This window comes from Arenimonas sp., assembly GCF_036275555.1.
GTDB lineage: Bacteria > Pseudomonadota > Gammaproteobacteria > Xanthomonadales > Xanthomonadaceae > Arenimonas.
Genome location: NZ_DASUDO010000020.1, coordinates 1 through 23,962, shown reverse-complemented (window position 1 = coordinate 23,962; position 23,962 = coordinate 1). Strand labels below are relative to the sequence as shown.

The 23,962-nt window shown below is 70.7% G+C and carries 28 protein-coding genes and 1 pseudogene; 13 read left to right on the top strand and 16 right to left on the bottom strand.

Features of this window, described 5'->3' with window-relative positions; translation table 11 throughout:
* Positions 1-42: 42 nt before the first annotated feature.
* From VFV21_RS05845 to VFV21_RS05835, 3 genes are all read right to left on the bottom strand, one after another.
* Positions 43-486, bottom strand: a complete 444-nt coding sequence (locus VFV21_RS05845) for a CoA-binding protein (protein WP_329668536.1) — start codon at positions 484-486, stop codon at positions 43-45.
* Between the two features lie 4 nt (positions 487-490).
* Positions 491-973 carry a peptidylprolyl isomerase gene (slyD, locus tag VFV21_RS05840; RefSeq protein ID WP_329668535.1) on the bottom strand — a complete coding sequence of 161 codons (483 nt, stop codon included), beginning with the start codon at positions 971-973 and terminating at the stop codon, positions 491-493.
* A 210-nt stretch (positions 974-1,183) separates the two neighbouring features.
* Complete coding sequence (locus VFV21_RS05835; RefSeq protein ID WP_290778779.1) at positions 1,184-1,393, bottom strand: cold-shock protein; 210 nt, start codon at positions 1,391-1,393, stop codon at positions 1,184-1,186.
* A gap of 156 nt (positions 1,394-1,549) precedes the next feature.
* Between VFV21_RS05835 and VFV21_RS05830 the strand changes: the two genes are divergently transcribed.
* The gene (locus VFV21_RS05830; RefSeq protein WP_329668534.1) at positions 1,550-2,326 is read left to right on the top strand and encodes a ferredoxin--NADP reductase; all 777 of its coding nucleotides are present in this window, start codon (positions 1,550-1,552) and stop codon (positions 2,324-2,326) included.
* 60 nt (positions 2,327-2,386) lie between these two features.
* Positions 2,387-3,148: an alpha/beta hydrolase gene (locus VFV21_RS05825; RefSeq protein ID WP_329668533.1), complete on the top strand. Its 762-nt coding sequence runs from the start codon at positions 2,387-2,389 to the stop codon at positions 3,146-3,148.
* A gap of 18 nt (positions 3,149-3,166) precedes the next feature.
* Here VFV21_RS05825 and VFV21_RS05820 read toward each other — a convergent pair whose 3' ends face one another.
* On the bottom strand, positions 3,167-3,649 hold the full coding sequence (locus VFV21_RS05820; RefSeq protein ID WP_329668532.1) for a glutathione peroxidase: 483 nt from the start codon (positions 3,647-3,649) through the stop codon (positions 3,167-3,169).
* Positions 3,650-3,841: 192 nt separating this feature from the next.
* Between VFV21_RS05820 and VFV21_RS05815 the strand changes: the two genes are divergently transcribed.
* On the top strand, positions 3,842-5,998 hold the full coding sequence (locus VFV21_RS05815) for a M3 family metallopeptidase (protein ID WP_329668531.1): 2,157 nt from the start codon (positions 3,842-3,844) through the stop codon (positions 5,996-5,998).
* A 258-nt stretch (positions 5,999-6,256) separates the two neighbouring features.
* Here the strand turns inward: VFV21_RS05815 and VFV21_RS05810 are convergent, their stop codons facing one another.
* Positions 6,257-6,700 carry a PA2169 family four-helix-bundle protein gene (locus VFV21_RS05810; RefSeq protein ID WP_329668530.1) on the bottom strand — a complete coding sequence of 148 codons (444 nt, stop codon included), beginning with the start codon at positions 6,698-6,700 and terminating at the stop codon, positions 6,257-6,259.
* Positions 6,701-6,953: 253 nt separating this feature from the next.
* On the bottom strand, positions 6,954-7,439 hold the full coding sequence (locus VFV21_RS05805; protein WP_329668529.1) for an 8-oxo-dGTP diphosphatase: 486 nt from the start codon (positions 7,437-7,439) through the stop codon (positions 6,954-6,956).
* A 106-nt stretch (positions 7,440-7,545) separates the two neighbouring features.
* Between VFV21_RS05805 and VFV21_RS05800 the strand changes: the two genes are divergently transcribed.
* Positions 7,546-8,787 carry a TIGR03862 family flavoprotein gene (locus VFV21_RS05800; RefSeq protein ID WP_329668528.1) on the top strand — a complete coding sequence of 414 codons (1,242 nt, stop codon included), beginning with the start codon at positions 7,546-7,548 and terminating at the stop codon, positions 8,785-8,787.
* Positions 8,788-8,868: 81 nt separating this feature from the next.
* On the opposite strand, the gene VFV21_RS05795 is transcribed toward VFV21_RS05800, so the two are convergent.
* Positions 8,869-9,696 carry an FKBP-type peptidyl-prolyl cis-trans isomerase gene (locus tag VFV21_RS05795; RefSeq protein WP_329668527.1) on the bottom strand — a complete coding sequence of 276 codons (828 nt, stop codon included), beginning with the start codon at positions 9,694-9,696 and terminating at the stop codon, positions 8,869-8,871.
* Between the two features lie 59 nt (positions 9,697-9,755).
* On the bottom strand, positions 9,756-10,469 hold the full coding sequence (locus tag VFV21_RS05790) for a pseudouridine synthase (RefSeq protein WP_329668526.1): 714 nt from the start codon (positions 10,467-10,469) through the stop codon (positions 9,756-9,758).
* Positions 10,470-10,700: 231 nt separating this feature from the next.
* Here VFV21_RS05790 and VFV21_RS05785 point away from each other — a divergent pair, with 231 nt between their 5' ends.
* Positions 10,701-10,889 carry a hypothetical protein gene (locus VFV21_RS05785; protein ID WP_329668525.1) on the top strand — a complete coding sequence of 63 codons (189 nt, stop codon included), beginning with the start codon at positions 10,701-10,703 and terminating at the stop codon, positions 10,887-10,889.
* Between the two features lie 72 nt (positions 10,890-10,961).
* Here VFV21_RS05785 and dbpA read toward each other — a convergent pair whose 3' ends face one another.
* Genes dbpA through VFV21_RS05770 form a run of 3 tightly spaced genes read right to left on the bottom strand, consistent with a single transcriptional unit; the run spans position 10,962 to position 13,658 of the window.
* Positions 10,962-12,332, bottom strand: a complete 1,371-nt coding sequence (gene dbpA, locus VFV21_RS05780) for an ATP-dependent RNA helicase DbpA (RefSeq protein WP_329668524.1) — start codon at positions 12,330-12,332, stop codon at positions 10,962-10,964.
* Between the two features lie 34 nt (positions 12,333-12,366).
* The gene (locus tag VFV21_RS05775) at positions 12,367-12,978 is read right to left on the bottom strand and encodes a rhomboid family intramembrane serine protease (protein ID WP_329668523.1); all 612 of its coding nucleotides are present in this window, start codon (positions 12,976-12,978) and stop codon (positions 12,367-12,369) included.
* 8 nt (positions 12,979-12,986) lie between these two features.
* Positions 12,987-13,658 (bottom strand): glutathione S-transferase, encoded by a 672-nt coding sequence (locus VFV21_RS05770; protein ID WP_329668522.1) that lies wholly within the window; start codon positions 13,656-13,658, stop codon positions 12,987-12,989.
* 80 nt (positions 13,659-13,738) lie between these two features.
* Here VFV21_RS05770 and VFV21_RS05765 point away from each other — a divergent pair.
* Positions 13,739-14,947 (top strand): annotated as a pseudogene (locus VFV21_RS05765) (lytic murein transglycosylase); the annotation flags it as partial.
* A 94-nt stretch (positions 14,948-15,041) separates the two neighbouring features.
* Positions 15,042-15,917 (top strand): KPN_02809 family neutral zinc metallopeptidase, encoded by an 876-nt coding sequence (ypfJ, locus tag VFV21_RS05760; protein WP_329668521.1) that lies wholly within the window; start codon positions 15,042-15,044, stop codon positions 15,915-15,917.
* A 3-nt stretch (positions 15,918-15,920) separates the two neighbouring features.
* On the opposite strand, the gene VFV21_RS05755 is transcribed toward ypfJ, so the two are convergent.
* The gene (locus tag VFV21_RS05755) at positions 15,921-16,826 is read right to left on the bottom strand and encodes an acyltransferase (protein ID WP_329668520.1); all 906 of its coding nucleotides are present in this window, start codon (positions 16,824-16,826) and stop codon (positions 15,921-15,923) included.
* 8 nt (positions 16,827-16,834) lie between these two features.
* Entirely contained in the window at positions 16,835-17,395 is a 561-nt protein-coding gene (locus VFV21_RS05750; RefSeq protein ID WP_329668519.1) for an NAD(P)H-dependent oxidoreductase, read from the bottom strand.
* A 136-nt stretch (positions 17,396-17,531) separates the two neighbouring features.
* Here VFV21_RS05750 and VFV21_RS05745 point away from each other — a divergent pair, with 136 nt between their 5' ends.
* From VFV21_RS05745 to VFV21_RS05735, 3 genes are read left to right on the top strand one after another with little or no spacing between them, the layout of a single operon-like run.
* On the top strand, positions 17,532-18,692 hold the full coding sequence (locus VFV21_RS05745) for a GGDEF domain-containing protein (RefSeq protein WP_329668518.1): 1,161 nt from the start codon (positions 17,532-17,534) through the stop codon (positions 18,690-18,692).
* A gap of 53 nt (positions 18,693-18,745) precedes the next feature.
* The gene (locus VFV21_RS05740) at positions 18,746-19,219 is read left to right on the top strand and encodes a ribonuclease domain-containing protein (RefSeq protein ID WP_329668517.1); all 474 of its coding nucleotides are present in this window, start codon (positions 18,746-18,748) and stop codon (positions 19,217-19,219) included.
* On the top strand, positions 19,216-19,653 hold the full coding sequence (locus tag VFV21_RS05735; protein WP_329668516.1) for a barstar family protein: 438 nt from the start codon (positions 19,216-19,218) through the stop codon (positions 19,651-19,653). Before VFV21_RS05740 ends, VFV21_RS05735 begins: the two co-directional genes overlap by 4 nt.
* On the opposite strand, the gene VFV21_RS05730 is transcribed toward VFV21_RS05735, so the two are convergent.
* A complete protein-coding gene (locus VFV21_RS05730) occupies positions 19,654-20,019 on the bottom strand; it encodes a DUF6164 family protein (RefSeq protein WP_329668515.1) in 366 nt (121 codons plus the stop codon).
* Positions 20,020-20,067: 48 nt separating this feature from the next.
* Here VFV21_RS05730 and VFV21_RS05725 point away from each other — a divergent pair, with 48 nt between their 5' ends.
* Entirely contained in the window at positions 20,068-20,946 is an 879-nt protein-coding gene (locus VFV21_RS05725; protein ID WP_329668514.1) for a DMT family transporter, read from the top strand.
* On the opposite strand, the gene VFV21_RS05720 is transcribed toward VFV21_RS05725, so the two are convergent.
* A complete protein-coding gene (locus VFV21_RS05720) occupies positions 20,935-21,795 on the bottom strand; it encodes a pseudouridine synthase (RefSeq protein ID WP_329668513.1) in 861 nt (286 codons plus the stop codon). The two genes, VFV21_RS05725 and VFV21_RS05720, sit on opposite strands and share 12 nt — an antisense overlap.
* Positions 21,796-22,007: 212 nt before the next feature.
* Here VFV21_RS05720 and VFV21_RS05715 point away from each other — a divergent pair, with 212 nt between their 5' ends.
* Positions 22,008-22,718, top strand: coding sequence for an rRNA pseudouridine synthase (locus VFV21_RS05715; RefSeq protein WP_329668548.1), 711 nt, complete (start codon positions 22,008-22,010; stop codon positions 22,716-22,718).
* Position 22,719: 1 nt separating this feature from the next.
* On the opposite strand, the gene VFV21_RS05710 is transcribed toward VFV21_RS05715, so the two are convergent.
* Complete coding sequence (locus tag VFV21_RS05710) at positions 22,720-23,247, bottom strand: SRPBCC family protein (RefSeq protein WP_329668512.1); 528 nt, start codon at positions 23,245-23,247, stop codon at positions 22,720-22,722.
* 171 nt (positions 23,248-23,418) lie between these two features.
* On the opposite strand from VFV21_RS05710, the gene VFV21_RS05705 reads away from it, so the two are divergent.
* A partial coding sequence (locus tag VFV21_RS05705) for a DUF808 domain-containing protein (RefSeq protein ID WP_329668511.1) occupies positions 23,419-23,962 on the top strand: 544 nt, incomplete at its 3' end.

The following is a 23,962-nucleotide window of genomic DNA, read 5'->3' as shown; positions in this document are numbered from 1 at the left end:
TGTGGGCGCGCCGGCGACGAAGCGCCGGGTGCGGGGCGAGGATCAGCCCGCCGCAAGCCGGCGGTGGTCGACCATGAGGCAGCGGTCCTGCACCACGTCGATGCCGGCCGCGAGCAGCGCTTCGGCGAAGGCATCGTCGCGGATGCCGGACTGCAGCCACACCGCCGACGGGCGCTTGGCGAGGAGGTCGTCGAGGTGGGCGGCCAGGTCCTTGGACTTGCGGAACACGTTGACCAGGTCGATCTCGCCCGGCACATCGGCCAGGCGCCGGAACACCGGGCGGCGCAGGATGCTCTCGACCTCGGGGTAGTACACGGGCACCGGCACCACGTCGAAGCCCACGCGCTCGAGGTAGCGCGGCACCTCGATCGCAGGCTGGCCGCGCTGGGCCTCGGTCTTGATCCCGAGCACGGCGATGCGCCGGACCCGGGACAGCAGCGCCCGCAGGTCCGGGTCTTGCGTGATCAGCTGGCCGCGGGTGCCCATGGCGTCAGTGGTGGTGGCCGCCGGCGCCGTGCACGTGGCCGTGCAGGACTTCCTCGACGCTGGCTTCGCGCACGTCGGTCACTTCGATCGCGAAGTGGAGGTTCTGGCCGGCGAGCGGATGGTTGCCGTCCACGGTGACCATGCCGTCCTCGATCTTGGCGATGACGACCGAGATCGCGCCCTGCGGGGTCTGGGCCTGGAACTGCATGCCCACGGCGAGCTCGTCGACGCCCTGGAAGGCTTCGCGCGGCACCACCTGGATCAGCATGTCGTTCGGGGTGCCGTAGCCTTCCTCGGGCGAGACCACGACGTCGAACTTGTCGCCCACCTGGCGGCCTTCCATCGCCTTCTCCAGGCCCGGCACGATGCCACCGACGCCGTGCAGGTAGGCCAGGGGCTCGCCGCCGCTGGAGGAGTCGAGCACCGCGCCGGCGTCGTTGGTGAGGGTGTAGTGGAACGTCGCGACGGTGCGCTCGGCGATCTGCATGGGAATCCTTGGGGAAAACGCCGGCACCGGCAGGTCCGGGCGGCAGGGAAAGGGCGCATAGGCTAGGCCAACCGCCCGAAGCAAGCAAATCCCCGCAAATAAACCAGGTTCATTTGATCCAAATGAACCTGGTTCATTTGCGCCATGAAAAAGCCCCGGCCGTTGCGGGCCGGGGCTTGTTCTTGCACTGCCTGGCGGCAGGCAGCCGGATTACATCGGCTGCACTTCGTCCGCCTGCATGCCCTTCTGGCCCTTCACGACCTTGAAGGAGACCTTCTGGCCTTCCTGCAGGGACTTGAAGCCGGTGCCCTGGATGGAACGGAAGTGGACAAACACGTCCTCGCCGCTTTCCGGGGTGATGAAGCCAAAGCCCTTGGCGTCGTTGAACCACTTCACGGTTCCAGTCTGACGATCCGACATATCTCTAATCCTTAAATAACAGTTGTTGGGTAACCACGATTTACCGTGATACCGGCAACCGCAGTGGTCCCACCCTACTCGCTTATGGCCCGGAAAGCTATTGGCGTACAATCGGCGGTCCCTTTGGCCACCCCCGCCCCGCCGAGCCCCCCCTGCATGTCCGCCTTCGCCACCGAGCGCGTGCTCACCGTACGGCACTGGAACGACGCCTATTTCAGCTTCACCACCACCCGGGACGACGGGCTGCGGTTCGAGAACGGCCAGTTCGTGATGATCGGCCTGGAGGTGGGCGGCCGGCCCCTGATGCGCGCCTACTCCATCGCCAGCGCCAACTGGGAGGAGCACCTCGAGTTCTTCAGCATCAAGGTGCCCGACGGCGCCCTGACCTCCCGGCTCCAGCACCTGCAGCCCGGCGACGACGTGCTGGTGAGCCGCAAGCCCACCGGCACCCTGCTGATCAGCGACCTGCACCCGGGGCGTAATCTTTACCTGCTGGCCACCGGCACCGGGCTGGCGCCCTTCCTGGGGGTGGTGAAGGACCCCGAGACCTACGAGCGCTTCGACAAGGTGATCCTCACCCACGGCGTCCGCGGCATCGAAGACCTGGCCTACCACGACTACATCGTCAACGAACTGCCGCGCCACGAGCACCTGGGCGAAATCATCGGCCGACAGCTGCTGTACTACCCGGCGGTGAGCCGCGAACCCTTCCGTCATTCCGGGCGACTGACCACCCTGATGGAGAGCGGCCAACTGCAGGCCGACCTGGGCCTGCCGGCGCTGCACGCCGCCCACGACCGCGCCATGATCTGCGGCAGCCCGCAGATGCTGGCCGACTTCCGCGCCCTGCTCGACGCCCGCGGCTTCAAGGCCGCGCCGCGCATCGGTACGCCCGGCGAGTACGTGTTCGAGCGCGCCTTCGTCGAGAAATAGAACGGCTGGCGGGGCGCGCGCGCCCTCGCCTATGCTCGGGCCATCCCGACGGAGATCCCGATGCGCCCAACCTTCCGCGCCACCCTGCTCGCGCTGCTCGCCCTGCTGCTGGCCGGCTGCCTGTCGCCCGGCGCCACCCGCGAAACCATCGCCACCCGGCTGGTGCCCGCGCCGTCCGGCAGCGGCGAGCGGGTGCTCGTGGTGGTGCTGCCCGGCCGCGGCGACGACCTGCAGGGGCTGGCGGACAGCGGCATCGCGCCCGCGATCCAGGCCGCCTGGCCCGAAGCCGACGTGCTGCTGGCCGAAGTCTCCCTGGCCTACTACTACGAGGGCCGGATGCCCGAGCGCCTGCATGCCGAAGTGATCGCCCCGGCCCGCGCCCGCGGCTACGCGGGCGTCTGGCTGGCGGGCGCCTCGATGGGCGGCATGGGCACGCTGCTTTACGAGCGCAGCCGGCCGGGCGAGCTTGATGGCCTGGTGCTCCTGGCGCCCTTTCTCGGTAACCGCGGCCTGCTCAGGGAAATCGGCGAATCCGGACTCGTCGCCTGGGAGCCCGGCCCGGAACCGGCCGGCATCGACCGCAAGACCTACCAGCGCGAAGTCTGGCGCAACGTGCAGCGCTGGCCGGCGAGCGGCCGCAGCCAGGACGTCTGGCTGGCGTATGGCGAAGACGACCGGCTGGCGAAGGCGATCGGCGTGCTCACGCCGGCGCTGCCCGCGGACCAGGTGTTGGCGCGACCCGGCGGCCACGCCTGGGTGGTGTGGAGCCCGGCCGCGGGCGAGGTCTTCGCCCGCATCCGCGCGAGCCGCGCGACGCGCTGAAACACCGCGCCGCCTGGCTCAGCCCAGCAGCTTGGCGATGTCCTTGCCGATCTTCTCCGGCGTATCGGTCGGCGAGTAGCGCTTGACCACCTTGCCGTCCTTGTCGACCAGGAACTTGGTGAAGTTCCACTTGATCGCCTCCAGCCCCAGCAGCCCCGACTTCTCGGATTTCAGCCACTGGTAGAGCGGATGCGCCTTGGCGCCGTTCACCTCGATCTTCGCGAACATCGGGAAGCTGACGTCGTAGGTGAGCGAGCAGAAATTCCTGATTTCGTCGGCGTCGCCCGGCTCCTGGTGGCCGAACTGGTCGCAGGGGAAGCCCAGCACCACCAGGCCTTTCCCCGCGTATTCGCGCGAGAGTTTCTCGAGGCCGGCGTACTGCGGGGTGAAGCCGCACTTCGAGGCGGTGTTGACGATCAGCATGGCCTGGCCGCGGAAGTCGGCCAGCGACTGCTCCTTGCCGTCGAGGGTGGTGGCGGAAAAATCGTAGACGGTGGTCATGGCGGGCTCCCTGGAATGCCGACAGCCTAACGCAAGCCGCACGACGCGGGCGGGGGTTTCACGTGGCCTTTACGCCGGCGGGCGGGCGCGGCCCAAACCCTGCCTTTCGTCATGCGTGGCCGGGCCACCGCATGCGCTAGGCTTCGGGGGTTCATCCGAACCCTGCTCCCAAGACCCCTGCAAGGACGTGCCATGACCCAGAAGCTCTCCCTCGCCCTCGCCATCGCGCTTTGCCTCGCGGTGCCGGGCGCCACCTTCGCCGACGACCACGCGACCCAGGCCGCGGAGCCGGTGTCGGCCAACCCGTTCTTCACCGTCAGCACCCTGCCCTACCAGCTGCCGCCTTTCGACCAGATCCAGGACGCGCACTACGCGCCGGCCTTCGAGAAGGGCATGGCCGACCAGCTGGCCGAGGTCGCCGCGATCGCCAACAACGCCGCCGCGCCCACGTTCGAGAACACCATCGTCGCGATGGAGAAGACCGGCGCCGTGCTCAACCGCACCGCCGCGGTGTTCTTCAACCTCGCCGGCGCCAACACCAACCCGGCCATGCAGAAGGTGCAGGCCGAGATGGCGCCGAAGCTGGCGGCGCACCAGGACGCGATCCTGCTCGACGGCAAGCTCTTCGCCCGGGTGAAGTCGCTGCATGACCAGCGCGCCAGCCTCGGCCTCGACGCCGAGTCGCTGCGCCTGCTCGAGCGCTACCACACCGACTTCGTGCGCGCCGGCGCCAACCTGTCGGACGCCGACAAGACCAAGCTCAAGGCCATGAACGCCGAACTGGCCACCCTGGCCACCACCTTCAGCCAGAACGTGCTCAAGGAAGTGCAGGCCTCGGGCGTGCTGGTGTCGGACGTCAAGGAGCTCGACGGCCTGTCCGCCGACGCCATCACTGCCGCCGCCGAAGCGGCCAAGGCCGCGGGCAAGGAAGGCCAGTACCTGATCGCGCTGATGAATACCTCCGGCCAGCCGCCGCTGTCGTCGCTGACCAACCGCGCGCTGCGCAAGAAGATCATGGAGGCCTCGCTGACCCGCGGCAGCCGCGGCGGCGAGTTCGACAACCGCGCCATCGTCTCGCGCGTGGCCAAGCTGCGCGCCGAGCGCGCCGCCCTGCTGGGCTACGAGAACCACGCCACCTACGTGCTCGAGGACGAGACCGCCGGCACCGTCGGCGCCGTCAACAAGCTGATGTCGGACCTCGCCCCGGCCGCGGTCGCCAACGCGCGCAAGGAAGCCGCCGACATGCAGGCGATCATCGACGCCGAGAAGGGCGGCTTCGCGCTGGAGGCGGCCGACTGGGCCTTCTACGCCGAGAAAGTGCGGCAGGCCAAGTACGACTTCGACGAGTCGCAGCTGCGCCCCTACTTCGAGATGACCTCGGTGCTCGAGAACGGCGTCTTCCACGCCGCCGGCCAACTCTACGGCCTGCAGTTCAAGAAGCGCACCGACCTGCCGACCTACCACCCGGACGTGGTGGTGTACGAAGTGTTCGAGGCCGACGGCAAGCCGCTGGGCCTGTTCCTGGGCGACTTCTACGCCCGCTCGAACAAGCGCGGCGGCGCCTGGATGAACGCCTACGTGCCGCAGAACGGCCTCACCGGCACCCTGCCGGTGGTCGCCAACCACCAGAACATCCCGAAGCCGGCCGCGGGCCAGCCGACCCTGATGACCTTCGACGAGGTCACCACGATGTTCCATGAGTTCGGCCACGCCCTGCACGGCCTGTTCTCGAACGTGAAGTACCCGCAGTTCTCCGGCACCTCGGTGCCGCGCGACTTCGTCGAGTACCCGTCGCAGGTGAACGAGATGTGGGCCACCTGGCCGACCATCCTGGCCAACTACGCCAAGCACCACGAGACCGGCGAGCCGATCCCGCAGGCGCTGCTGGACAAGGTGCTGGCCACCGAGCAGTTCGGCCAGGGCCACGCCACCACCGAGTACCTGGCGGCGGCGATGCTCGACCAGAGCTGGCACCAGCTGTCGGCCAACGAGGTGCCCAGCGACACGCTGGCCTTCGAGGCGCAGGCGCTCAAGGCCGCGGGCCTGGACTACGCGCCGGTGCCGCCGCGTTACCGCAGCACCTACTTCTCGCACATCATGGGCGGCTACTCGGCGGGCTACTACGCCTACCTGTGGTCCGAGGTGCTGGACGCGGAGTCGGTGGAGTGGTTCAAGGAAAACGGCGGCCTCAAGCGCGAGAACGGCGACCACTTCCGCAAGACCCTGCTCTCCCGCGGCGGCAGCGTGGACGCCATGCAGCTCTTCCGCGACTTCCGCGGCCGCGACCCGCAGGTCGGCCCGCTCCTGAAGCGCCGCGGCCTCGAGGTCGCCCCCGCTTCCGCCAAGTAACCCGTACCACGCGTCGTTGGAACGCCCGGCGTCGGCCGGGCGTTCCTGTTTTTGGACGCGGATAAGAGCGGATAAACGCGGATAGAGCGATTGGATTGGGCTGCGGCGAGGATTGAGCGCCGTGCAAAAAGAAAACGCCCGGTCTTGGCCGGGCGTTTTCGTTCGCGGGGGTTAACTCACATCGATTGCTCTATCCGCGTTTATCCGCGTCCATCCGCTCTTATCCGCGTTCGAACGCGAACCCCCATCAGGCAGCGATCAGGCGTTGCGATTGCAGGCGCGGAGTTCCTTGTTCAGGACCTCGGCCTTGGAGACGTACTGCTTGGCCAGGACGCGGACGACGAAGCTGTGGTCCTTGTCCAGCACGACCTTCTGGAAGGTGGTCTGGAGCTGGCCTTCGACCTCGGCCATGCGGACGTAGCGGTCGGCGCCGGCTTCCGGCCACTGCTTGCGAAGGCCGGCGTAGGCCTTGCTCAGTTCGCCCAGGGTGGTTTCGGTGCGCTTGGCCGGCTTCTTCTTGCCGGCGACCGGCTTCACTTCGCCGGAGAGTTCGGCCGCCAGGTCGGACTTGGCCTTGGCCAGGCGGGTGAACAGGGTGCTCAGCTTCTTGTCCTTCACTTTCTGCGCCGCTTCCTCGTAGAACGCGGTCCCGTCTTCGCTGATTTCAATCAGGTCGGAGAGGTTGTTCGTGGTATCGGTCATGCGGCGCTCCTTGGCGTGAGGGTTGGGCAGCGCGGTCGTCCCGCCGCCCAAGCCAGGCGGCGGAGGGTCCCGGAGGCCGGGACGAGGCGATCGCGAAGGGAAGCGAACGACGCTGGCAACGGCCCGAGGGGTGTTATCAGCCCGTGAATCATACGTTCCACGAGGTGAAAAATTGGTTATCCGGCTCGCCGCCGATATTTCAAACGACTGATTAAACCGCTTTCACGTCATTTGGCTTCACGATGACCGATTTTCAGCGCGAATACTGCCACGAGAGCATGACCCCGTCCCGATACGGCATCACGCCGTGGAACGGCCGGGGGTCGCCGTCGAACACCAGGGGCAGGAAATGGCGGTCGCCTTCCCACAGCGGCAGCCCCGGCAGGGCCTCGATCGGCACCCAGGACAGGTCGCCCTCCTCGTTGCTTTCCGGCACCTCGCCCGAGAAGTCCTCGACCAGGAACAGGAAGCCGAGCCAGTCTTCGCCCTGCTTGCCGAAACCGGGCCAACTGATCGTGCCGCGCAGCGTCATCGCGCCGCATTCGATGCCGGCCTCTTCGCGGATCTCGCGGCGCATGCCCGACATCACGTCCTCGTCCGCCTCGAGCTTGCCGCCCAGGCCGTTGTACTTGCCCAGATGATGATCGCCAGGCCGTGCGTTGCGATGGACCATCAGCACCTTGCGCCGATCGGGCGACAGCACGTAGCCGAGGGTGGCGACGATCGGGGTGTAGGGCATGCGCGGCGCGTCCGGGAAATCACGATGACTCGACAGCATGATTCCCAGACCCGCGCGCGGGCAAGCGGCGGACGGCGGCGCGCGGGCGGCATGAGACAATCGGCGCATGTCCCCGCCTTCCCTTCCCCGCGTCGCCGTCATCGGCGGCGGCCCCGCCGGCCTGATGGCGGCCGAAACCGCGCGCGCGGCCGGCTGCGAGGTGGACGTGTTCGAGGCCAAGGGCTCGGTCGGACGCAAGTTCCTGATCGCGGGCAAGGGCGGCATGAACCTGACCCACAGCGATCCGCGCGAGGTGTTCGCCGGTCGCTACCGCGAACGCCGCGAGGCGGTCGCCGGCTGGTTGGCGCAATTCGACGCCGACGCCTTGCGCGAGTGGGCGCGGGGCCTGGGCGTGGAGACGTTCGTCGGCAGCTCGGGGCGGGTGTTCCCGACCGACCTCAAGGCGGCGCCTCTGCTGCGTGGCTGGGTGCGGCGTCTCCGCGAGCAGGGCGTGCGCTTCCACGTCTCGCACCGCTGGCGGGGTCCGTCGGAGGATGGCGTGCTGCGCTTCGACACCGCCGACGGCCCGCGCGAACATCGCGCCGATGCGGCCGTGCTGGCCCTGGGCGGCGCTAGCTGGCCGCAGCTGGGGTCGGACGGCACCTGGGCGGCGCCGCTGGCCGCGGCCGGCGTCGACGTGGCGCCACTGAAGCCCGCGAACTGCGGCTTCGACGTGGCCTGGACGCCATACTTCCGCCAGCACTTCGCCGGCGCGCCGATCAAGCCCGTCCGCCTCGCCATCGCGGATGGCCGCACGCCGCCCGCCTGGCGCCAGGGTGAATGCGTGGCCAGCGAGCACGGCCTCGAGGGCAGCCTGGTGTACGCACTTTCGGCCGCGCTGCGCGACCGCATCGAGGCGCATGGCGAGGCGACGCTGCTCATGGACCTGGCCCCGGGCCGCGATCGCGAACGGCTGGAAGCGGAACTCTCCCGCCCGCGCAAGGGGCGCAGCCAAGGCGAACACCTGCGCCGCAGCACCGGGCTCGACGGCGTGCAGGCCGCGCTGCTGCGCGAGGTGCTGGGCAAGGACGGCCTGGGCGATCCCATGAAGGTGGCTGCCGCCATCAAGGCCCTGCCGCTGCGCCTGCAGCGGCCGCGCCCGATCGCGGAGGCGATCAGCAGCGCCGGTGGCATCCGCCTCGAGGCGCTGGACGAGCACCTGATGCTGCGCCGCCACCCGGGCTTATTCGCCGCCGGCGAAATGCTCGACTGGGAAGCGCCGACCGGCGGCTACCTGCTCACGGCCTGCTTCGCCTCCGGCCGCCGCGCCGGCGCCGGCGCCGCCGCCTGGGTGCAGGCGAAGCGCTGAACCGAGCGATGCGCCGGCCTGTCGGGGGCCCGGCACCGGGCGGCGCGACGCGCCGGCTGCCGGAAGGCGCAGCGCCTGGCGTCAGGGCGCGGTCGGCTCGGTGAAGTCGTACAGCGTCACGTCGAACACCAGCATGCCGCGCGGCGTGCCCGGCGACGGCGGCTGCATGTCGTAGGCCAGGTGGCCCGGGATCCAGAAGCGCACGCTGTCGCCGCGCGACATCAGCTGCACGCCTTCCTGCCAGCCCTGTATCAGCTGGCTGAGCGGGAAGAACGCACGCTGGTCGCGCGCCACCGAGCTGTCGAACAGGCGGCCGTCGGTCGTCCAGCCGCTGTAGTGGATCTCGATCTCGCTGCGCGGGCCCGGCTTGGCGCCGCCGTCGCCGCGCTTGAGCACCTTGTAGGCCAGGCCCGAGGCCGTGCGCAGGGCATCGGCCGGCGGCGCCGCGACGTCGGCCGGCGCCTGCACGGGGTTCTTCTCGCCCACCACCGTCAGGTCGATGACGTGCAGCAGGTTAGGCATGCCGGGATAGCCCGGCAGCAGGCGCTCGGGCTGGATCCACCAGCGGCGCGATTCGCCCACCGGCGTGCTCAGGATGGCGCGGGCCAGGCCCGGCTGCTCGGCGGCGAGCCGGCGCACGGTGGCGACCACCGGGCCGGATTCGCGCGAACTGGCGCGGGTGACGCCGTCCGAACTCCAGACGTCGGCGCGGTACTCGACCCACTCACCCGAGAAGAATTTGTTTGCGTCGGGCGCCGGCTTGAGCACGATGTAGCTCATGCCGCTGGCGGTCTCGATCGCCTGCTTCGGCGGCGCGTTCAGCGGCTGCGGCGGGCGGATCGGATCGACGGCAAGGGCCAGGCCCGGGACGCAGAGCAGCAGGGCCAGCAGGCGGGGACGCAGGGACATCTTCGGGCTCCGGACAGGATGGGGTGCGACGGCGCGGAGGGTAGCAGACGGGCGCCCGCTCACCACTCCGTGCGCGCCGGCAGCAGGCCGCGCAGTTCAGCTTCGGTGAGGTTGCGCCAGCGGCCGGGCTTGAGTTCGGCCAGTTTGACGTTGGCGATGCGGATGCGGCGCAGCTGGGTGACGCGGTAGCCGAGGGCGGCCGACATCAGGCGGATCTGCCGGTTCAGGCCCTGGGTGAGCACGATCGAGAAGCCGAACTTGGCGATCTTGCGGGTGCGGCACGGCAAGGTCATCTCGCCGTGGATGCGGACGCCCTTGGCCATCCCGCGCAGGAATTCGTCGGTCACGGGCTGGTTCACGCCGACCAGGTATTCCTTTTCCTTGTGGTTCTCGGCGCGCAGGATCTCGTTGACGATGTCGCCGTTGCTGGTGAGCAGGATCAGGCCCTCGGAATCCTTGTCCAGCCGCCCGATCGGGAAGATGCGCTGCTCGTGGCCGACGAAGTCGACGATGTTGCCCTTCACCGCCGTGTCAGTGGTGCAGGTGATGCCCACCGGTTTGTTCAGCGCGATGTAGACGTGGCGGCGCGCCCCCGGCTTGGCGGCGCGTTTGGCCAGCACCTGGCCATCGATCCGGACTTCGTCGCCCTCTTCGACCTGGGTACCGATGCCCGCGGGCAGCCCGTTGACCGTCACGCGGCGCTCGGCCACCAGGCGGTCCGCCTCGCGCCGGGAGCAGTAGCCGGTGTCGCTGATGTGCTTGTTGACTCGCATGGTCGGGGCCGGCCGGGGTGCCGCAGTGCGTCAGAAGTGGCGCGCATCCTGTCACGCCGGGGCGGGCAAGTCACCGTGGCCTGGTGTGGCGACGCGGCGCGGACCCCGATATCTGGGGTTTTCGCCGGGGAAAACGTGACGCAGGCCCCGAAGTCTTGCCTCGGCGTCGCCATGGCATGGAAGATGCAAGAGCCGTCCGTGAGCCATCCCCCCAACACACGGAGTCACGCCATGGGCATCGTCATCCCCTTCCCCACCCAGCAGGTCATGGACGACGAGCTGGCCATCCAGCTCTGGGAGCTGGTCATGGCCGGCGAAATCGGCAGCCCGGAGTACCGTCGCCTGGACGCCGAGATCAGCCGCCGCAAGGCGCTGGCCGAACCGCGCCGCCAGGTCGCCGGCGCCCGCCCCTGGCGCTGAGCCCGCGATGCACGCGGCTTCCCGCGGCACCCGCTGGAGCCGACGCGGCCAGTCCGCGCCGCGCTCGCGCCGTCAGCCCAGCTTCCGGATCCGGAAGCTGCGGCCCTTGATCTTCCCCGCCTTCAACTTCTCCAGGGCCTTGCTGGCCTGGCTGCGTTCGATCGCGACATAGGTCCGGGTCGCGAACCCATCGATCTTGCCGATCGCCGTGGCCGGCAGGCCCGCGGCGCCGGTCAGCGCGCCGACCAGGTCGCCCGGGCGCAGCTTGTCCTGACGCCCCGCGTCCACCACCAGCGTGGTCATCGCCGGCGGCGCCGGCTTGGCTGGCTTGCGCGAAAGGTCGATGCGCTCCCAGCGCACGGCCTGCCCCAGCTGCTCCTCGATGGCGATGACGCGGCGGCGCTCGTCCGAGGCCACCAGCGACAGCGCCAGGCCCTCGCCACCGGCGCGGCCCGTGCGGCCGATGCGGTGCGTGTGCGTATCCACGTCGCTGGCCAGGCCATGGCTGACCACCAGCGGCAGGTCCTTGATGTCCAGCCCGCGGGCCGCGACGTCGGTGGCCACCAGCACCTGCACGCTGCGGTTGCCAAAGCACACCAGCACCTCGTCGCGATCGCGCTGCTCGAGGTCGCCGTGCAGCGCCAGCACCGAGAAACCGCGCTGGGCGAGGTCGTCGGCCACCTGCTGCACGTCGCGGCGGGTGTTGCAGAAGACCAGCGCCGACTCGGGCTTTTCGTCGGCCAGCAGCAGGGCCAGCGCGTCGGTCTTGCGCGGCGCCTCGACCTCGTAGAAGCGCTGCACGATGGCCGCGACGGCGCCGTCGGCGACGGTGTGCTCCTCGGGCTCGCGCTGGAAGCGCCGGCCCAGCGCGCGGATTTCCTCCGGGAACGTGGCCGAGAACAGCAGGGTCTGCCGGTCCTTGGGCGCCTGCGAGAGGATGCCGGCGATCGCCGGCTCGAAGCCCATGTCGAGCATGCGGTCGGCTTCGTCCAGCACCACCACGCGCAGCTGCGCCAGCGACAGCGCGCCCTCGTCGATCAGTTCCTGCAGGCGCCCGGGCGTGCCCACCACCACGTGCGGCGGGTGCACCAGCGAGGCCAAGTGTGGCCGCAGCGGCACGCCGCCGCAGAAGACCGACACCTTGATGTTGGGCATGAAGCGCGCCAGTCGGCGGATTTCCTTGCCCACCTGGTCGGCCAGCTCGCGGGTCGGGCACATCACCAGCGCCTGCACCTGGCCGGCGTCGGGCTGAAGCTTCGACAGCAGGCCGAGGCCAAAGGCCGCGGTCTTGCCGCTGCCGGTGCGGGCCTGGGCGATCACGTCGCGGCCGGCGAGGATGGGCGGCAGGCTGGCGGCCTGCACGGGCGTCATCTGGCGGTACTCGAGTACCTCCAGGGCCTGCTGCAGCTCGGGCGGCAGCGGCTGGGTCGTGAATTCAGTCATGCCGCATTCTCGCACGGGCCAGCCGAGTCCCGGCTCAGCCGCCCGGGTTCATCAGCTCGGCCAGGAAGTGCGACAGCACCTTCGGCTCCATCAGCACGGTGAAGAGCACGCCGTAGGCGGCGCCGGCCAGGTGGGCGCTGTGGTTGATGCGGTCGGCCTGGCGGTGGTTCATGTACACCGAGTAGCCGGTGTACAGCGCCGCGAAGATGATGGCCGGCACCGGGATGAAATAGATCAGCAGCGTCTCCCACGGGCGCAGCAGGATGAAGGCGAACAGCACGGCCGACACCGCGCCCGAGGCGCCGAGCGTGACGTAGTTCGGGTCGTCCCGGTGCTTGAGGTAGCTCGGCAGCGCCGACACCACCAGGGCGGAGAGGTAGAACCACAGGAAGCCCAACGACCCGAGGTACTGGGCGTAGAAGCCCTCCATCAGCCGCCCGAAGAAAAACAGGGTGAACATGTTGAACAGCAGGTGCATGAAGTCGGCATGCACCACGCCGTAGCCCAGGAACCGGTGGTACTCGTGCCGCCGCGTCACGGCCGGCGGCCACAGCACCAGCGCGCCCTTGAGGGCCTCGCTGTTGAACCCCAGCCACGACACCAGGCTGGTGAGGACGATGATCGCCAGGGTGATCGAGAATTCCATGGCGGCCCTCAGCGCATCAGCTCGTACGGACCGCCCTTGGCCAGCGCGCGCTGGTAGGCAGGACGGGCGTGGATCTTCTCGAGGAATGCGGCCAGCCTCGGGCGGGTCGGACCGAGCGCGCCGCGGGCGGCGGCGGCCTCGATCGGGAAGCTCAGCTGGATGTCGGCCACGCTGAAGCCGGCGCCCGCGAACCATTCCGAGGACGCCAGTGTCTGCTCGAGATAGTCGAAGTGCAGCTTCACCTGCGGCGACACGAAGGACGACATCACCTTGTCGGCGATGCCCCTGGCGATCGGCTTGGCGAAGAACGGCATCGGCGAGCTGCGCACCTTCGAGAACACCAGGGTCATGAGCAGCGGCGGCATCAGCGAGCCCTCGGCGTAGTGCAGCCAGTAGGTGCAGGCGCGGCGCGCCGGGTCGCCGGGCGGCGGCAGCAGGCGGCCCTGGCCGTAGGTGTCGGCCAGGTACTCCATGATCGCGCCCGATTCCGCGACCACGGTGCCGCCGTCGGTGATGACCGGCGACTTGCCGAGCGGATGCACCTTCTTCAGCTCCGCAGGCGCCAGCATCGTCTTCGGGTCGCGGGCGTAGCGCTTGACCTCGTAGGGCACGCCGAGCTCCTCCAGCAGCCACAGGACCCGCTGCGAACGGGAGTTCTCGAGGTGGTGGACCGTGACCATGCGCGCCATCCGAAAGAGGGAATGCGCGCAGCATAGCCCGGCCGGTGACGATTCAGCCGCTGCCGCGTAAGGTTCGCGGCATGCGCCCGACCCTGACCCTGCTGCTTGCCCTCGCCGCCCTGCCCGCCGCGGCCGAACCCACGCTCGACGGCTGCCTGGCCACGCTGCGCCCGCAGGCGCTGGCGCAAGGCATCACCGGCGCCACATGGGACAAGCACACTGCCGGCCTGGCACGCGACCAGGGGGTGCTGGACTCGCTCGATTACCAGCCGGAATTCCGCACCCCGATCTGGGACTACCTCGCCGGCCTGGTGGACGAACAGCGCGTGGCCGACGGCCGGGCGATGCTGGCCGAACACGCATCGTTGCTGGCCCGGGTGCAGGACGCGCATGGCGTCGACCCGGCCACCGTGGTCGCGGTCTGGGGCGTGGAGAGCGACTTCGGCCGCACCTTCGGCAAGAAGCCGCTGCTGGGCTCGCTGGCCACGCTGTCCTGCGAGGGCCGCCGGCAGGCGTTCTTCCGGGGCGAACTGTTCGCGACGCTGAAGCTGATCCAGGCCGGCGACCTGTCCGCGGAAGGACTGGTGGGCTCCTGGGCCGGCGCCTTCGGGCACACGCAGTTCATGCCGTCCACGTATTCACGCATCGCGGTGGATTTCGACGGCGACGGCCGTCGTGACCTGGTCGGCAGCATCCCCGATGCGCTCGCTTCCACCGCGAATTACCTGCGTCGCTCGGGCTGGCAGCCGGGCAAGCCCTGGGGCCATGAGGTGCGCCTGCCCGCCGGCTTCGATGCCTCGGTGAGTGGCCGCCAATCGCGTCGCCCGCTCTCGCACTGGATCGGTCGCGGCATCGTCCGCGCCGACGGCGGGGCGCTGGCCGCCAGCGAGGCGCCGACCGCGCTGCTGCTGCCGGCAGGCCGCGAGGGACCGGCCTTCCTCGTGTTCAAGAACTACGACGCGATTTTTTCCTACAACGCCGCCGAGAGCTATGCGCTGGCGATCGCGCTGCTGGCCGACCGCCTGCGCGGCGGCGAGGGCCTGCAGGCGCGCTGGCCCACCGACGACCCGGGCCTGTCGCGGGCCGAGCGGCGGGAGCTGCAGTCGCTGCTGGTCGCGCGCGGCCACGACATCGGCGAGGTGGACGGGATGATCGGCGCCAAGTCGCGGGCCGCGCTCGCGCTCGAACAGGCCCGCTTGGGCCGCGAGGCCGACGGCCGCGCCGGACAGGCCATCCTCGCCGCGCTGCGGGCCGATGCCACGCCGGCGGATGAAGCCGCCCCGCCACGCTGAACCGCTTGGTCCGGCCATCGGCCGGGCCCCGCCCTCGCCCCGCGCCCGGGTTTGGGCAACAATCGCCCCGACCCCCCGCGGAGACCGACCCATGAAGTGGCGCAGCGCAAGACGCAGCAGCAACGTCGATGATCGTCGCGGCCTCGGCGGCCGGGGCGGTGGCGGCCTCAAGCTCGGCCTCGGCGGCATCGCCGCGGTGTTCGTCATCGGCCTCCTGCTGGGCAAGAGCCCGATGGAGATGCTGGGCCTGATCGCCCAGGTGCAGCAGCAGGCGCCGTCCGCGCCCCAGGCCGGCGGCGCGGCGACGGCACCCACGGCCAACGACGAGGCTTCTCAGTTCGTCGCCAGCATCCTGGGCGAAACCGAGGATGTGTGGAGCGCCATCTTCGAAGCCCAGGGCCAGCGCTACCCCGCGCCCACCCTGGTGCTGTTCAGCGGCTCGGTGCAGTCGGCCTGCGGCGGCGCCACGGCCGCGGTCGGCCCGTTCTATTGCCCGGGCGACCAGCAGGTCTACATCGACCTGAGCTTCTTCGACCAGATGGAGCAGCGCCTGGGCGGCGGCGGCGATTTCGCCGAGGCCTACGTGATCGCGCACGAGGTCGGCCACCACATCCAGACGATCACCGGCATCTCGGCGCAGGTGAACGACATCCGCCGCCGCGGCGGCAACGTCGAGGGCGCCGAAGGCCCGCTGGTCCGCCAGGAGCTGCAGGCCGACTGCTACGCGGGCCTTTGGGCCCACCACGCGCAGAAGCGCCACGCCTGGCTCGAGGCCGGCGACCTCGAGGAAGCCATGGCCACCGCCTCGGCCATTGGCGACGACACCCTGCAGCGGCAGTCGCAGGGCCAGGTGGTGCCGGATTCGTTCACCCACGGCAGCGCCGAGCAGCGCGTGCGCTGGTTCCGCGTCGGCTTCGAGGGCGGCGACTACCGCCAGTGCGATACCTTCGCCGCGCAGCGCCTCTGACGCTCAGCCGCCCCGGGCCGGGCCCGGGGCGTTCCAGGCCGCCAGGCGCGCGTCCTTGGCCAGCCACATCTCGTTGATCCAGCCCTGGAAGCGCACGCGGTGCGCGCGGTCGGTCTCGTAGTCGCCCTCGGCCAAGCCCGCGGGCACGGGGCGCGCCTGCACGTGCACGCGCACCTCGCGCACCCGGTTGCAGAACAGGTCCACCAGCGTCGGGCGCGCGGGCTCGTAGTGGAGCGTCACGTCCAGCACGGTGTCGATCGCCTCGCCCATCGCGCCGACCACGAAGGCCACGCCGCCCGCCTTGGGCTTGAGCAGGTGCGCGAACGGCGAGGCCTGGCGCGCGTGCTTGGCGGGCGTGAAGCGAGTGCCCTCGACGAAGTTCATGATCGACACCGGGATGTGCCGGAACTTCTCGCAGGCCTTGCGCGTGGCCGCCACGTCGCGGCCGGCCAGCTCCGGCCGTTTGGCCAGCTGCTGGCGCGAGTAGCGCTTCATGAAGGGGAAATCCAGCGCCCACCAGGCCAGCCCCAGCAGCGGCACCCAGAACAGCTGGCTCTTAAGGAAGAAGCGCAGCAGCGGGATGCGCCGGTTGAAGGCCTTCTGCAGCACCGGGATGTCCACCCAGCTCTGGTGGTTGGCCAGCACCAGGTAGTGGCCGCCGTAGCGGAGCCCTTCGATTCCCTCGACCACGAAACGCGTGGTGGTGAAGGCGTCGATCAGCGCGCTGTTGATGCCGATCCAGCTCTCGGTGATCACCATCAGCGCCCGGTCCAGCGCCGGGCGCACGGCCTTCAGCGGCAGCAGCGCCTTCACCAGCGCCACCGCCAGCAGCACGGGGACATGGACCAACGTGCTGGCGCTCACCAGCGCGCCGGCGAAAAGGGCCTTGGCCCCGCGCAGCAATGCCATCGACCGCCTCAGCCCTTGATCCGCGCGACCCAGTCGGCGTACGCGTGGATGATCTTGCCGAGGAACTTTTCGGTGGACTCGCTGGCCAGCTTGCCGTCCTCGCCGAAGAACTTGTCGGCGCCGCCGAGGTAGGCCTCGGGCTGCTGCATCAGCGGCACGTCGAGGAACACCAGCGACTGCCGCAGGTGGTGGTTGGCGCCGAAGCCGCCGATCGCGCCCGGCGATACGCTGACCACCGCGCCCGGCTTGCCGCCGAACACGCTCTTGCCGTACGGGCGGGAGCCGACGTCCAGCGCGTTCTTGAGCGCCGCCGGCACCGAGCGGTTGTACTCGGGGGTGATGAACAGCAGCGCGTCGGCGCGGGCCACGCGCTCGCGGAAGCGGACCCAGGCCGCGGGCGGCGCATCGGTTTCCAGGTCCGGGTTGTAGAGCGGGAGATCGCCGATCGCGACTTGCGAGAGGGCGATCGCCGGCGGCGCCAGGCCGGCCAGGGCATCGGCCACGCGGCGGTTGAGCGAGTCGGCCCGGAGGCTGCCGACGAGCACGGCGACGTCAAAGGGTTGGGACATGGGCGACTCCTTGGTTTCGTGGGCTGCACAGCCTAGCAAGCGCCCATGTTACGAAAACGGCTGCGTCCGGCGCAGCGCCGCCGGGCCTTGGAAATGCTAGCCTTCCGCCCATCACCACGGCTCGGGGGGGCCACCGGTGTTCCTGGACCCGTTTGCCAGCGCCCTGATCGCCCTGCTCGCCTCCGCGGCGATGTCCGCGGGCCTGTACGCGGCGGCCGCGCGCCAGCCCGAGGAACTCGCGGGTCCGCAGCGGATCTGGGCGCGGGCCATCCTGCTGGCGCCACTGGGCTGGCTGCTGCTGGAGTGGGCCGTGGATGTCCCGGGCCTGGCGGTGCCGGGCAAGACCCTGATCGTCGCGTCCTTCGTGGAGTACCTGCGCGCCCTGGTGGCGTCGCGCGGGCGCATGCCGGATTCGCCCTGGTTCGCCGCCCCGGTGCTGCTGGTCGCGGTGGCGAGCGCGCTCATGCTGTTCACCGAGCCGGGCCAGCCCATGCGTACGGGCCTGCTGTCCTTCCTCTGCGCGGGCATCGCGGCCAGCACGGCGGTGGTGGCGCTGCGTCGCGGCCCGCGGCCGGCCGGCGGCAATGCCGGCATCGTCGGCGCGGCGTTCTCCCTGTGCGCCCTGGTGCTGACGGCGCGCGGCGCCCTGCTGTTCATGCCCGAGGGCAGCGCGGCCCGCGCCTGGGTCGAGCAGCCGTGGGTTGAAACGATGTTGCTCGGCGGCGCGATGCTGGCGCCCGCGGTCGCCAGCCTGGGCTTCGTGCTGATGGGCAGCGAGCGCCTGCTGGAGCGGCTGCAGGACATCGCCGACACCGACGGGCTGACCGGGCTGCTCAGCCGCACCGCGTTCCTGCAGCAGGCACGCCTGTGCATCGCCCGCGACCCGGGCCAGGACTGCGCGCTGATGGTGCTCGACCTCGACCACTTCAAGCGCATCAACGACGAGCACGGCCACGATGCCGGCGACCAGGCGCTGCGCCTGGTGGCGTCGGCGATGCGCGACCAGCTTCGTCCTCGCGACCTGCTGGGCCGGCACGGCGGCAAAGAGTTCACGGTGCTGCTGCCCGACACGCCGCTGGCGGTGGCCGAGGCCTCGGCGCGCCGCATCCACGCCGCGGTCGCGCGCATCGGTTTCCTGGCCGACGGGTCGGCGGTGCCGCTTCGCGTGTCGATCGGCGTTGCCGCGCTCGAGCCGGGCGAGGCCGACATCGATCGCCTGATCCGGCGCGCCGACCAGGCGATGTACGCGGCCAAGCGCGCCGGCCGCAACCAGGTGCGGATCGCGCCGCCCGGCTGAGCCCTGCCGCGCTCGCTTGCTAGACTCCCGGCTCCCCATTGCCGGACGCGGCCATGCGCAAGCTTCGCCCCCTGCTGACCCTGGTCATCATCGCCAGCTTGCTGTGGTTCTGGCAGGGGCCCGGGGGAGCCGGGCGCATCGATGAAGCGTTGGACCGCAGTGGCGCCATCGAGGCATTGCCTTCGCAGGCGCCTGCACAGGACGCCGCCTCGCCGGGGTCCGAAGCACCGACGGCCGCGCCTACCGCGTTTTCCGACGACGGCCTGCCGCCGGAAGCGCTCGAAACGCTCGCGCTGATCGCCCGCGACGGCCCGTACCCGCACCGGCAAGACGGCAGCGTGTTCAACAACTTCGAGCGCAGGCTGCCCGCGCGGCCGCGCGGCTACTACCGGGAGTTCACGGTGCGCACGCCCGGGCTCTCGCACCGCGGCCCCCGCCGCATCGTCACCGGCGGCCAGCCGCCGGCGGAGTACTGGTACACCGACGACCACTACGAATCCTTCCGCCGCATCGGGGCCAGGCGATGAGCCTGCATCCGCTGCAGTCGCTGTTGGTGGAACCGGACCAGTCCGGCGCCTTCTACCTCACCGCCTCCGACCTCGGCCCGCTGCTGGAGGCCGCCGAAGGTCTGGGCTTCCGCTGCGTCTCGGTCGACCTCGCGGATTGCGCGGACAAGGCCGCGCTGCTGCGCCAGCTGGCCGCCGCGTTCGCCTTCCCGCCCGGCTTCGGGCTGAACTGGGACTCGCTGTCGGACGCGCTGTGCGACCTGTCCTGGCTACCGGCCGAAGGCTACGTGCTGGGGCTGGAATCCCCGGGCGCGCTGCGCGAGGTCTGCCCCGACGATTTCGCCACCCTGGTCGCGGTGCTGGAAGGCGCGTCGCTGGCCTGGCGCGACGTGGGCCGGCCGTTCTGGGCGTTCATCGCCCTGCCCGACGACGAATTCGACGCGCTGGCGCCCTGATCAGCGCGCGATCAGCAGGAACGGCAGCGTCGCCACGGCCAGCATCAGCAGGATGCCGACGATCGCGCCGATCGCTTGGCCCGGCCGGGCGCGGATGCCGGCCCAGGTGCCCGGGGCGCGGCCCTCGCGCAGCGCGGCCTCGCGTTCGGCGCGCATCCGCTCGCCGCGCTCGGCCTGGTAGCCGGCCAGCAGCGCCTGCGCCGCCGCCAGCCCGGCCGCGTCCGGCAGCCAGAAGCCGCCCGCCGACACGCCCCAGAAGCTGGGCGGTGTTTCGTAGAAATCGATCCGGTGTTCGTCCAGCAGGGCGCGGACCTCGTCGGCCTCGTCCTCGGGGACGTGTCGCAGATTGAGCAGGAGATGGGCCATCGGGCGATGATAGCGCCCCCGACGCCCCGTTCCGGAACCGCGACACCCATGCCCGACGCCGCCCGCGCGCCCACGCGCCTCCGCCTCGCCACGCTCACCGCGCTGGCCCTGCTGGCCTTCGCCGGCAACTCGCTGCTCTGCCGGGCGGCGCTGGCGAACACCGACATCGACCCGGCCAGCTTCACGGCCATCCGCATCCTGTCGGGGGCGATGATGCTGGTGCTGCTGCTGGCGGTGCGGCCGGGTCCCCTGCCCGCGGCAGGCAGCTGGCGTTCGGCGGCCGCGCTGTTCGCCTACGCGATCGCGTTTTCCTACGCCTACACCGGGCTCAGCGCCGGCACCGGGGCGCTGCTGCTGTTCGGCGCGGTGCAGGCCACGATGCTGGTGGCCGGCCTTTTCACCGGCACGCGCTGGAGCGCCTGGCAGGCGGCGGGGCTCGCGCTCGCGCTGGCGGGGCTGGTCGGCCTGCTGTGGCCCGGCCTCACCGCGCCCCCGGCCGAACCCGCGGCGCTGATGCTCGGCGCCGGGGTCGCCTGGGGCATCTACACGCTGCGCGGCCGCGGCCTGCCCGATGCGCTGGCCTCCACCACGGGCAACTTCATGCGCGCCGCGCCCCTGGCGGTGATCGCCGCGGGCATCGCCTGGCCCTGGCTCAAGCCGGACCTCGACGGCGCCCTGCTCGCCCTGGCCTCCGGCGCGCTGACCTCGGGCCTGGGCTACGCGCTCTGGTACGCGGCGCTGCGCGGCCTGTCGCCGCAGGTGGCGGGCAGCAGCCAGCTCAGCGTGCCGGTGATCACCGCGCTGGCCGGCGTGCTGCTGCTGGGCGAAACCATCGACCTGCGGCTGGCGCTGGGCGCCGCGGCGGTGCTGGGCGGCATCGCGCTGACGCTGGACTGGCGGCGGGCCGGCGGCCGGTCACAGGGCTAGCGAAGTCTCGAACACCCGCGGCTCGCCGCTGAGCGGATCGCGGAACACCAGCCGCCGTGCGAGCAGCTTCAGCGGCCGCGCGAAATCCTCGGGCGCGTCGTCGAGCACCGGGTACAGCGGATCGCCGACGATCTGCGCACCCAGCCCCGCCAGGTGCAGGCGCAGCTGGTGCTTGCGGCCGGTCACCGGCTGCAGCGCGTAGCGCCAGGTGGCGTCGCCGCGGTCGATCACGTCGATGCGCGTCTCCGAATTCGGCGCCCCCTCGGCTTCACGCATGCGGAAGAACGGCTCGCCGGCCTCGATCCGGCTGCGGCGCACGTGCGGGAACGCCAGCGCGGGCAGCGCGGGCGCCAGCGCCTCGTAGTGCTTGTCGATCCGGCGCTCGCGGAACAGCGCCTGGTAGGCGGCGCGCGAGCCGGGATCACGCGAGAACAGCACCAGCCCCGCCGTGCCGCGGTCGATGCGGTGCAGCGGCACGAGGCCAGGTTCCCCCAACCGCCGCTGCAGCCGCCGCAGCAGCGTGTGCTCGAGGTAGCGGCCGGCGGGCGTGACGGGCAGGAAGTGCGGCTTGTCGGCGACCACCAGGTGCGCATCCTCGTGCACGATCGCTTCTTCGAAGGGCACGACCGCCTCGTCCGCCACTTCGCGCGAGTAGGTCAGTTCCATCCCGACGCGGTGCGGCGTCGACGCCTCCAGCGGTTCACCGCGGGCATCGCGCACGCGGCCACGTTGCATCCGGTCGAGCCACTGTGCGCGATCCACGGCCGGGAAGCGATCGCACAGCGCATCGAGCACCGTGGCCCAGGGTCCGGGCGGCAGCTGCAGCCGGCTGGTGAGTTCGTCGTCCATGCCGGCATTGTCGCCCCCGGCGCCCCATGGAAAAAGTCGCGGCCGCGGCGCATGCTTCCCGCACCGGCCGGCACGGGCCGCCCGGAACACCACCGCACGGAGTCCACCATGGCCAAGGGCCTGAACCAGAAGAAGACCGAGAAGAAGAAGCCGGAGAAGACGCTGAAGGAAAAGCGCGCCGAGAAGCAGAGCAAGAAGGCCGGCAAGGGTTGATCAGCGAGCCCGTCCGGCTGTCCAGGCGCGTCGTCGAGATCACCGGCTGCTCGCGCAGCGAGGCCGAGCAGTACGTGCAGGGCGGCTGGGTCCGCGTCGACGGCGCGGTGGTCGAGGAGCCCCAATTCAAGGTTACCGACCAGCGGGTCGAACTCGACCCCGACGCGAAGCTCGAGCCCGCCGAACCCGCGACCCTGGTCCTGCACAAGCCCGCCGGCCTGCCGTCGGCCGAAGCGATCGAGCTGGCCACGCCGGCCCACCGCTGGGACGAGGATCCCTCGGGCTGGCGCGTGCACAAGCGCCACTTCGTCCACCAGGCGCCGGCCCTGCCGCTCGAGGACGCCGCCAGCGGCCTGGTGGTGCTGAGCCAGGACGGCCGCGTGCTGCGGCGCCTGGCGGAGGACGCGGCGAAGCTCGAGCAGGAATTCATCGTCGACGTCGAAGGCGAACTCGCGCCCTACGGCTGGAACCGGCTGTCGCACGGCACCAGCTTCGACGGTTGGCCGGTGGCGCCGTTCAAGGTCAGCTGGCAGAGCGAGCAGCGGCTGCGCTTCGCCATCAAGGGCGTGCGGCCGGGCCTGCTGCAGTACCTGTGCAACGAAGTCGGGCTCCACGCGCTGTCGCTGCGCCGCATCCGGCTGGGCCGGATCCCGCTGTCGAAGATGCCGCCGGGGCAGTGGCGCTACCTGCCGCCCAGCGAACGGTTCTGAGTCAGGACTCTTCCTCGATCGGGCCGTCGCGCCGCGCCAAATGGGCGGCCAGGCCGCCGAGCTGCTGCGCCTGCACGCGGTCCACCACTGGCGCGAACTTCGACAGGTCGTCCGGCGTGTAGCCGCCCACGCGGTACCACAACGTGATGCGCGTGCCGCCGCCCTCCACCGGCGCGAACCGGAACTCCAGCGCGCCGTCCAGGCCCATGCCCTGCAGCGGCCCCAGGCCGCCGGTCATGCGCAGCAGGCGGCCGGGATCGGCGAAGGTGACCTCGAGATGGCGGGCCTCACGGTCGCCCGCGGTCTCGCAGAAACAGCCGCCGCTGCGCGGCTGGATCACCAGCGTCGACGCCTTGCCCCACCAGGTGTGGTCGCGCGGCCACCACGCATCCACGTCGTCCACCAGCGCGTCCCAGGCGTCCGCGACCGAGGCGGCGACCACCACGCTGTTCTCGACCGTGAAGCCGTTGGCGGCACTGTCCCGGACCTCCGCCTGCGCACCGCCGGCGAACGCCAGCGCCAACAGCACCGCGCTCCCGGCACGCCGGGTCCCGTTGCCACCCCTTCGGTTCGCCACGATCCGCTCCTGCTGGCTGCGATGGGCCGAGTGTAGCGATCCGGCCGGCCCGGCGCGCCGGCCCCTCCCTTTCTGCGGCGGGCGGATGCGAGAATCGCGGCCTCGCCCCACGACGGACCCCCCATGGCCTCCAGCCTGCTCGCCCTGCTCGACGACATCGCCACGCTGCTGGACGATGTGTCGATCCTCACCAAGGTGGCCGCCAAGAAGACGGCCGGCGTACTGGGCGACGACCTCGCACTGAACGCGCAGCAGGTGACCGGCGTCGCGGCCGAGCGCGAGCTGCCGGTGGTGTGGGCGGTGGCCAAAGGGTCGATGGTCAACAAGGCCATCCTGGTGCCGCTGGCGCTGGCCATCAGCGCGCTGGCGCCATGGGCGGTCGTGCCGCTCCTGATGGTGGGAGGTGCCTTCCTCTGTTTCGAAGGCTTCGAGAAACTCGCGCACCGCATGCTGCACAGCCGGCACGAGGACGAGGCGCACCACCACGAGCTGACCGAGGCGCTGGTCAATCCCGAGGTCGACCTGGTCGCGGTGGAGAAGGAGAAGATCAAGGGCGCGATCCGCACCGACTTCATCCTGTCGGCGGAGATCATCACGATCACGCTCGGCACGGTGGCCGACACCGACTTCGTCACGCGCGTGGCGGTGCTGGTGGGCATCGCGGTGC

What these genes read in the sequence shown, in the direction of transcription:
- VFV21_RS05775 (WP_329668523.1), bottom strand. Translation starts at nt 12,978, where the DNA reads ATGGAATTCTCGATCACCCTGGCGATCATCGTCCTCACCAGCCTGGTG.
- VFV21_RS05725 (WP_329668514.1), top strand. Translation starts at nt 20,068, where the DNA reads ATGCCCGACGCCGCCCGCGCGCCCACGCGCCTCCGCCTCGCCACGCTC.
- VFV21_RS05835 (WP_290778779.1), bottom strand. Translation starts at nt 1,393, where the DNA reads ATGTCGGATCGTCAGACTGGAACCGTGAAGTGGTTCAACGACGCCAAG.
- VFV21_RS05845 (WP_329668536.1), bottom strand. Translation starts at nt 486, where the DNA reads ATGGGCACCCGCGGCCAGCTGATCACGCAAGACCCGGACCTGCGGGCG.
- VFV21_RS05790 (WP_329668526.1), bottom strand. Translation starts at nt 10,469, where the DNA reads ATGCGAGTCAACAAGCACATCAGCGACACCGGCTACTGCTCCCGGCGC.
- VFV21_RS05820 (WP_329668532.1), bottom strand. Translation starts at nt 3,649, where the DNA reads ATGACCACCGTCTACGATTTTTCCGCCACCACCCTCGACGGCAAGGAG.
- slyD (WP_329668535.1), bottom strand. Translation starts at nt 973, where the DNA reads ATGCAGATCGCCGAGCGCACCGTCGCGACGTTCCACTACACCCTCACC.
- VFV21_RS05755 (WP_329668520.1), bottom strand. Translation starts at nt 16,826, where the DNA reads ATGGCATTGCTGCGCGGGGCCAAGGCCCTTTTCGCCGGCGCGCTGGTG.
- VFV21_RS05815 (WP_329668531.1), top strand. Translation starts at nt 3,842, where the DNA reads ATGACCCAGAAGCTCTCCCTCGCCCTCGCCATCGCGCTTTGCCTCGCG.
- VFV21_RS05735 (WP_329668516.1), top strand. Translation starts at nt 19,216, where the DNA reads ATGAGCCTGCATCCGCTGCAGTCGCTGTTGGTGGAACCGGACCAGTCC.
- VFV21_RS05770 (WP_329668522.1), bottom strand. Translation starts at nt 13,658, where the DNA reads ATGGTCACGGTCCACCACCTCGAGAACTCCCGTTCGCAGCGGGTCCTG.
- VFV21_RS05795 (WP_329668527.1), bottom strand. Translation starts at nt 9,696, where the DNA reads ATGTCCCTGCGTCCCCGCCTGCTGGCCCTGCTGCTCTGCGTCCCGGGC.
- VFV21_RS05750 (WP_329668519.1), bottom strand. Translation starts at nt 17,395, where the DNA reads ATGTCCCAACCCTTTGACGTCGCCGTGCTCGTCGGCAGCCTCCGGGCC.
- VFV21_RS05830 (WP_329668534.1), top strand. Translation starts at nt 1,550, where the DNA reads ATGTCCGCCTTCGCCACCGAGCGCGTGCTCACCGTACGGCACTGGAAC.
- VFV21_RS05730 (WP_329668515.1), bottom strand. Translation starts at nt 20,019, where the DNA reads ATGGCCCATCTCCTGCTCAATCTGCGACACGTCCCCGAGGACGAGGCC.
- dbpA (WP_329668524.1), bottom strand. Translation starts at nt 12,332, where the DNA reads ATGACTGAATTCACGACCCAGCCGCTGCCGCCCGAGCTGCAGCAGGCC.
- VFV21_RS05825 (WP_329668533.1), top strand. Translation starts at nt 2,387, where the DNA reads ATGCGCCCAACCTTCCGCGCCACCCTGCTCGCGCTGCTCGCCCTGCTG.
- ypfJ (WP_329668521.1), top strand. Translation starts at nt 15,042, where the DNA reads ATGAAGTGGCGCAGCGCAAGACGCAGCAGCAACGTCGATGATCGTCGC.
- VFV21_RS05810 (WP_329668530.1), bottom strand. Translation starts at nt 6,700, where the DNA reads ATGACCGATACCACGAACAACCTCTCCGACCTGATTGAAATCAGCGAA.
- VFV21_RS05805 (WP_329668529.1), bottom strand. Translation starts at nt 7,439, where the DNA reads ATGCCCTACACCCCGATCGTCGCCACCCTCGGCTACGTGCTGTCGCCC.
- VFV21_RS05720 (WP_329668513.1), bottom strand. Translation starts at nt 21,795, where the DNA reads ATGGACGACGAACTCACCAGCCGGCTGCAGCTGCCGCCCGGACCCTGG.
- VFV21_RS05800 (WP_329668528.1), top strand. Translation starts at nt 7,546, where the DNA reads ATGTCCCCGCCTTCCCTTCCCCGCGTCGCCGTCATCGGCGGCGGCCCC.
- VFV21_RS05785 (WP_329668525.1), top strand. Translation starts at nt 10,701, where the DNA reads ATGGGCATCGTCATCCCCTTCCCCACCCAGCAGGTCATGGACGACGAG.
- VFV21_RS05740 (WP_329668517.1), top strand. Translation starts at nt 18,746, where the DNA reads ATGCGCAAGCTTCGCCCCCTGCTGACCCTGGTCATCATCGCCAGCTTG.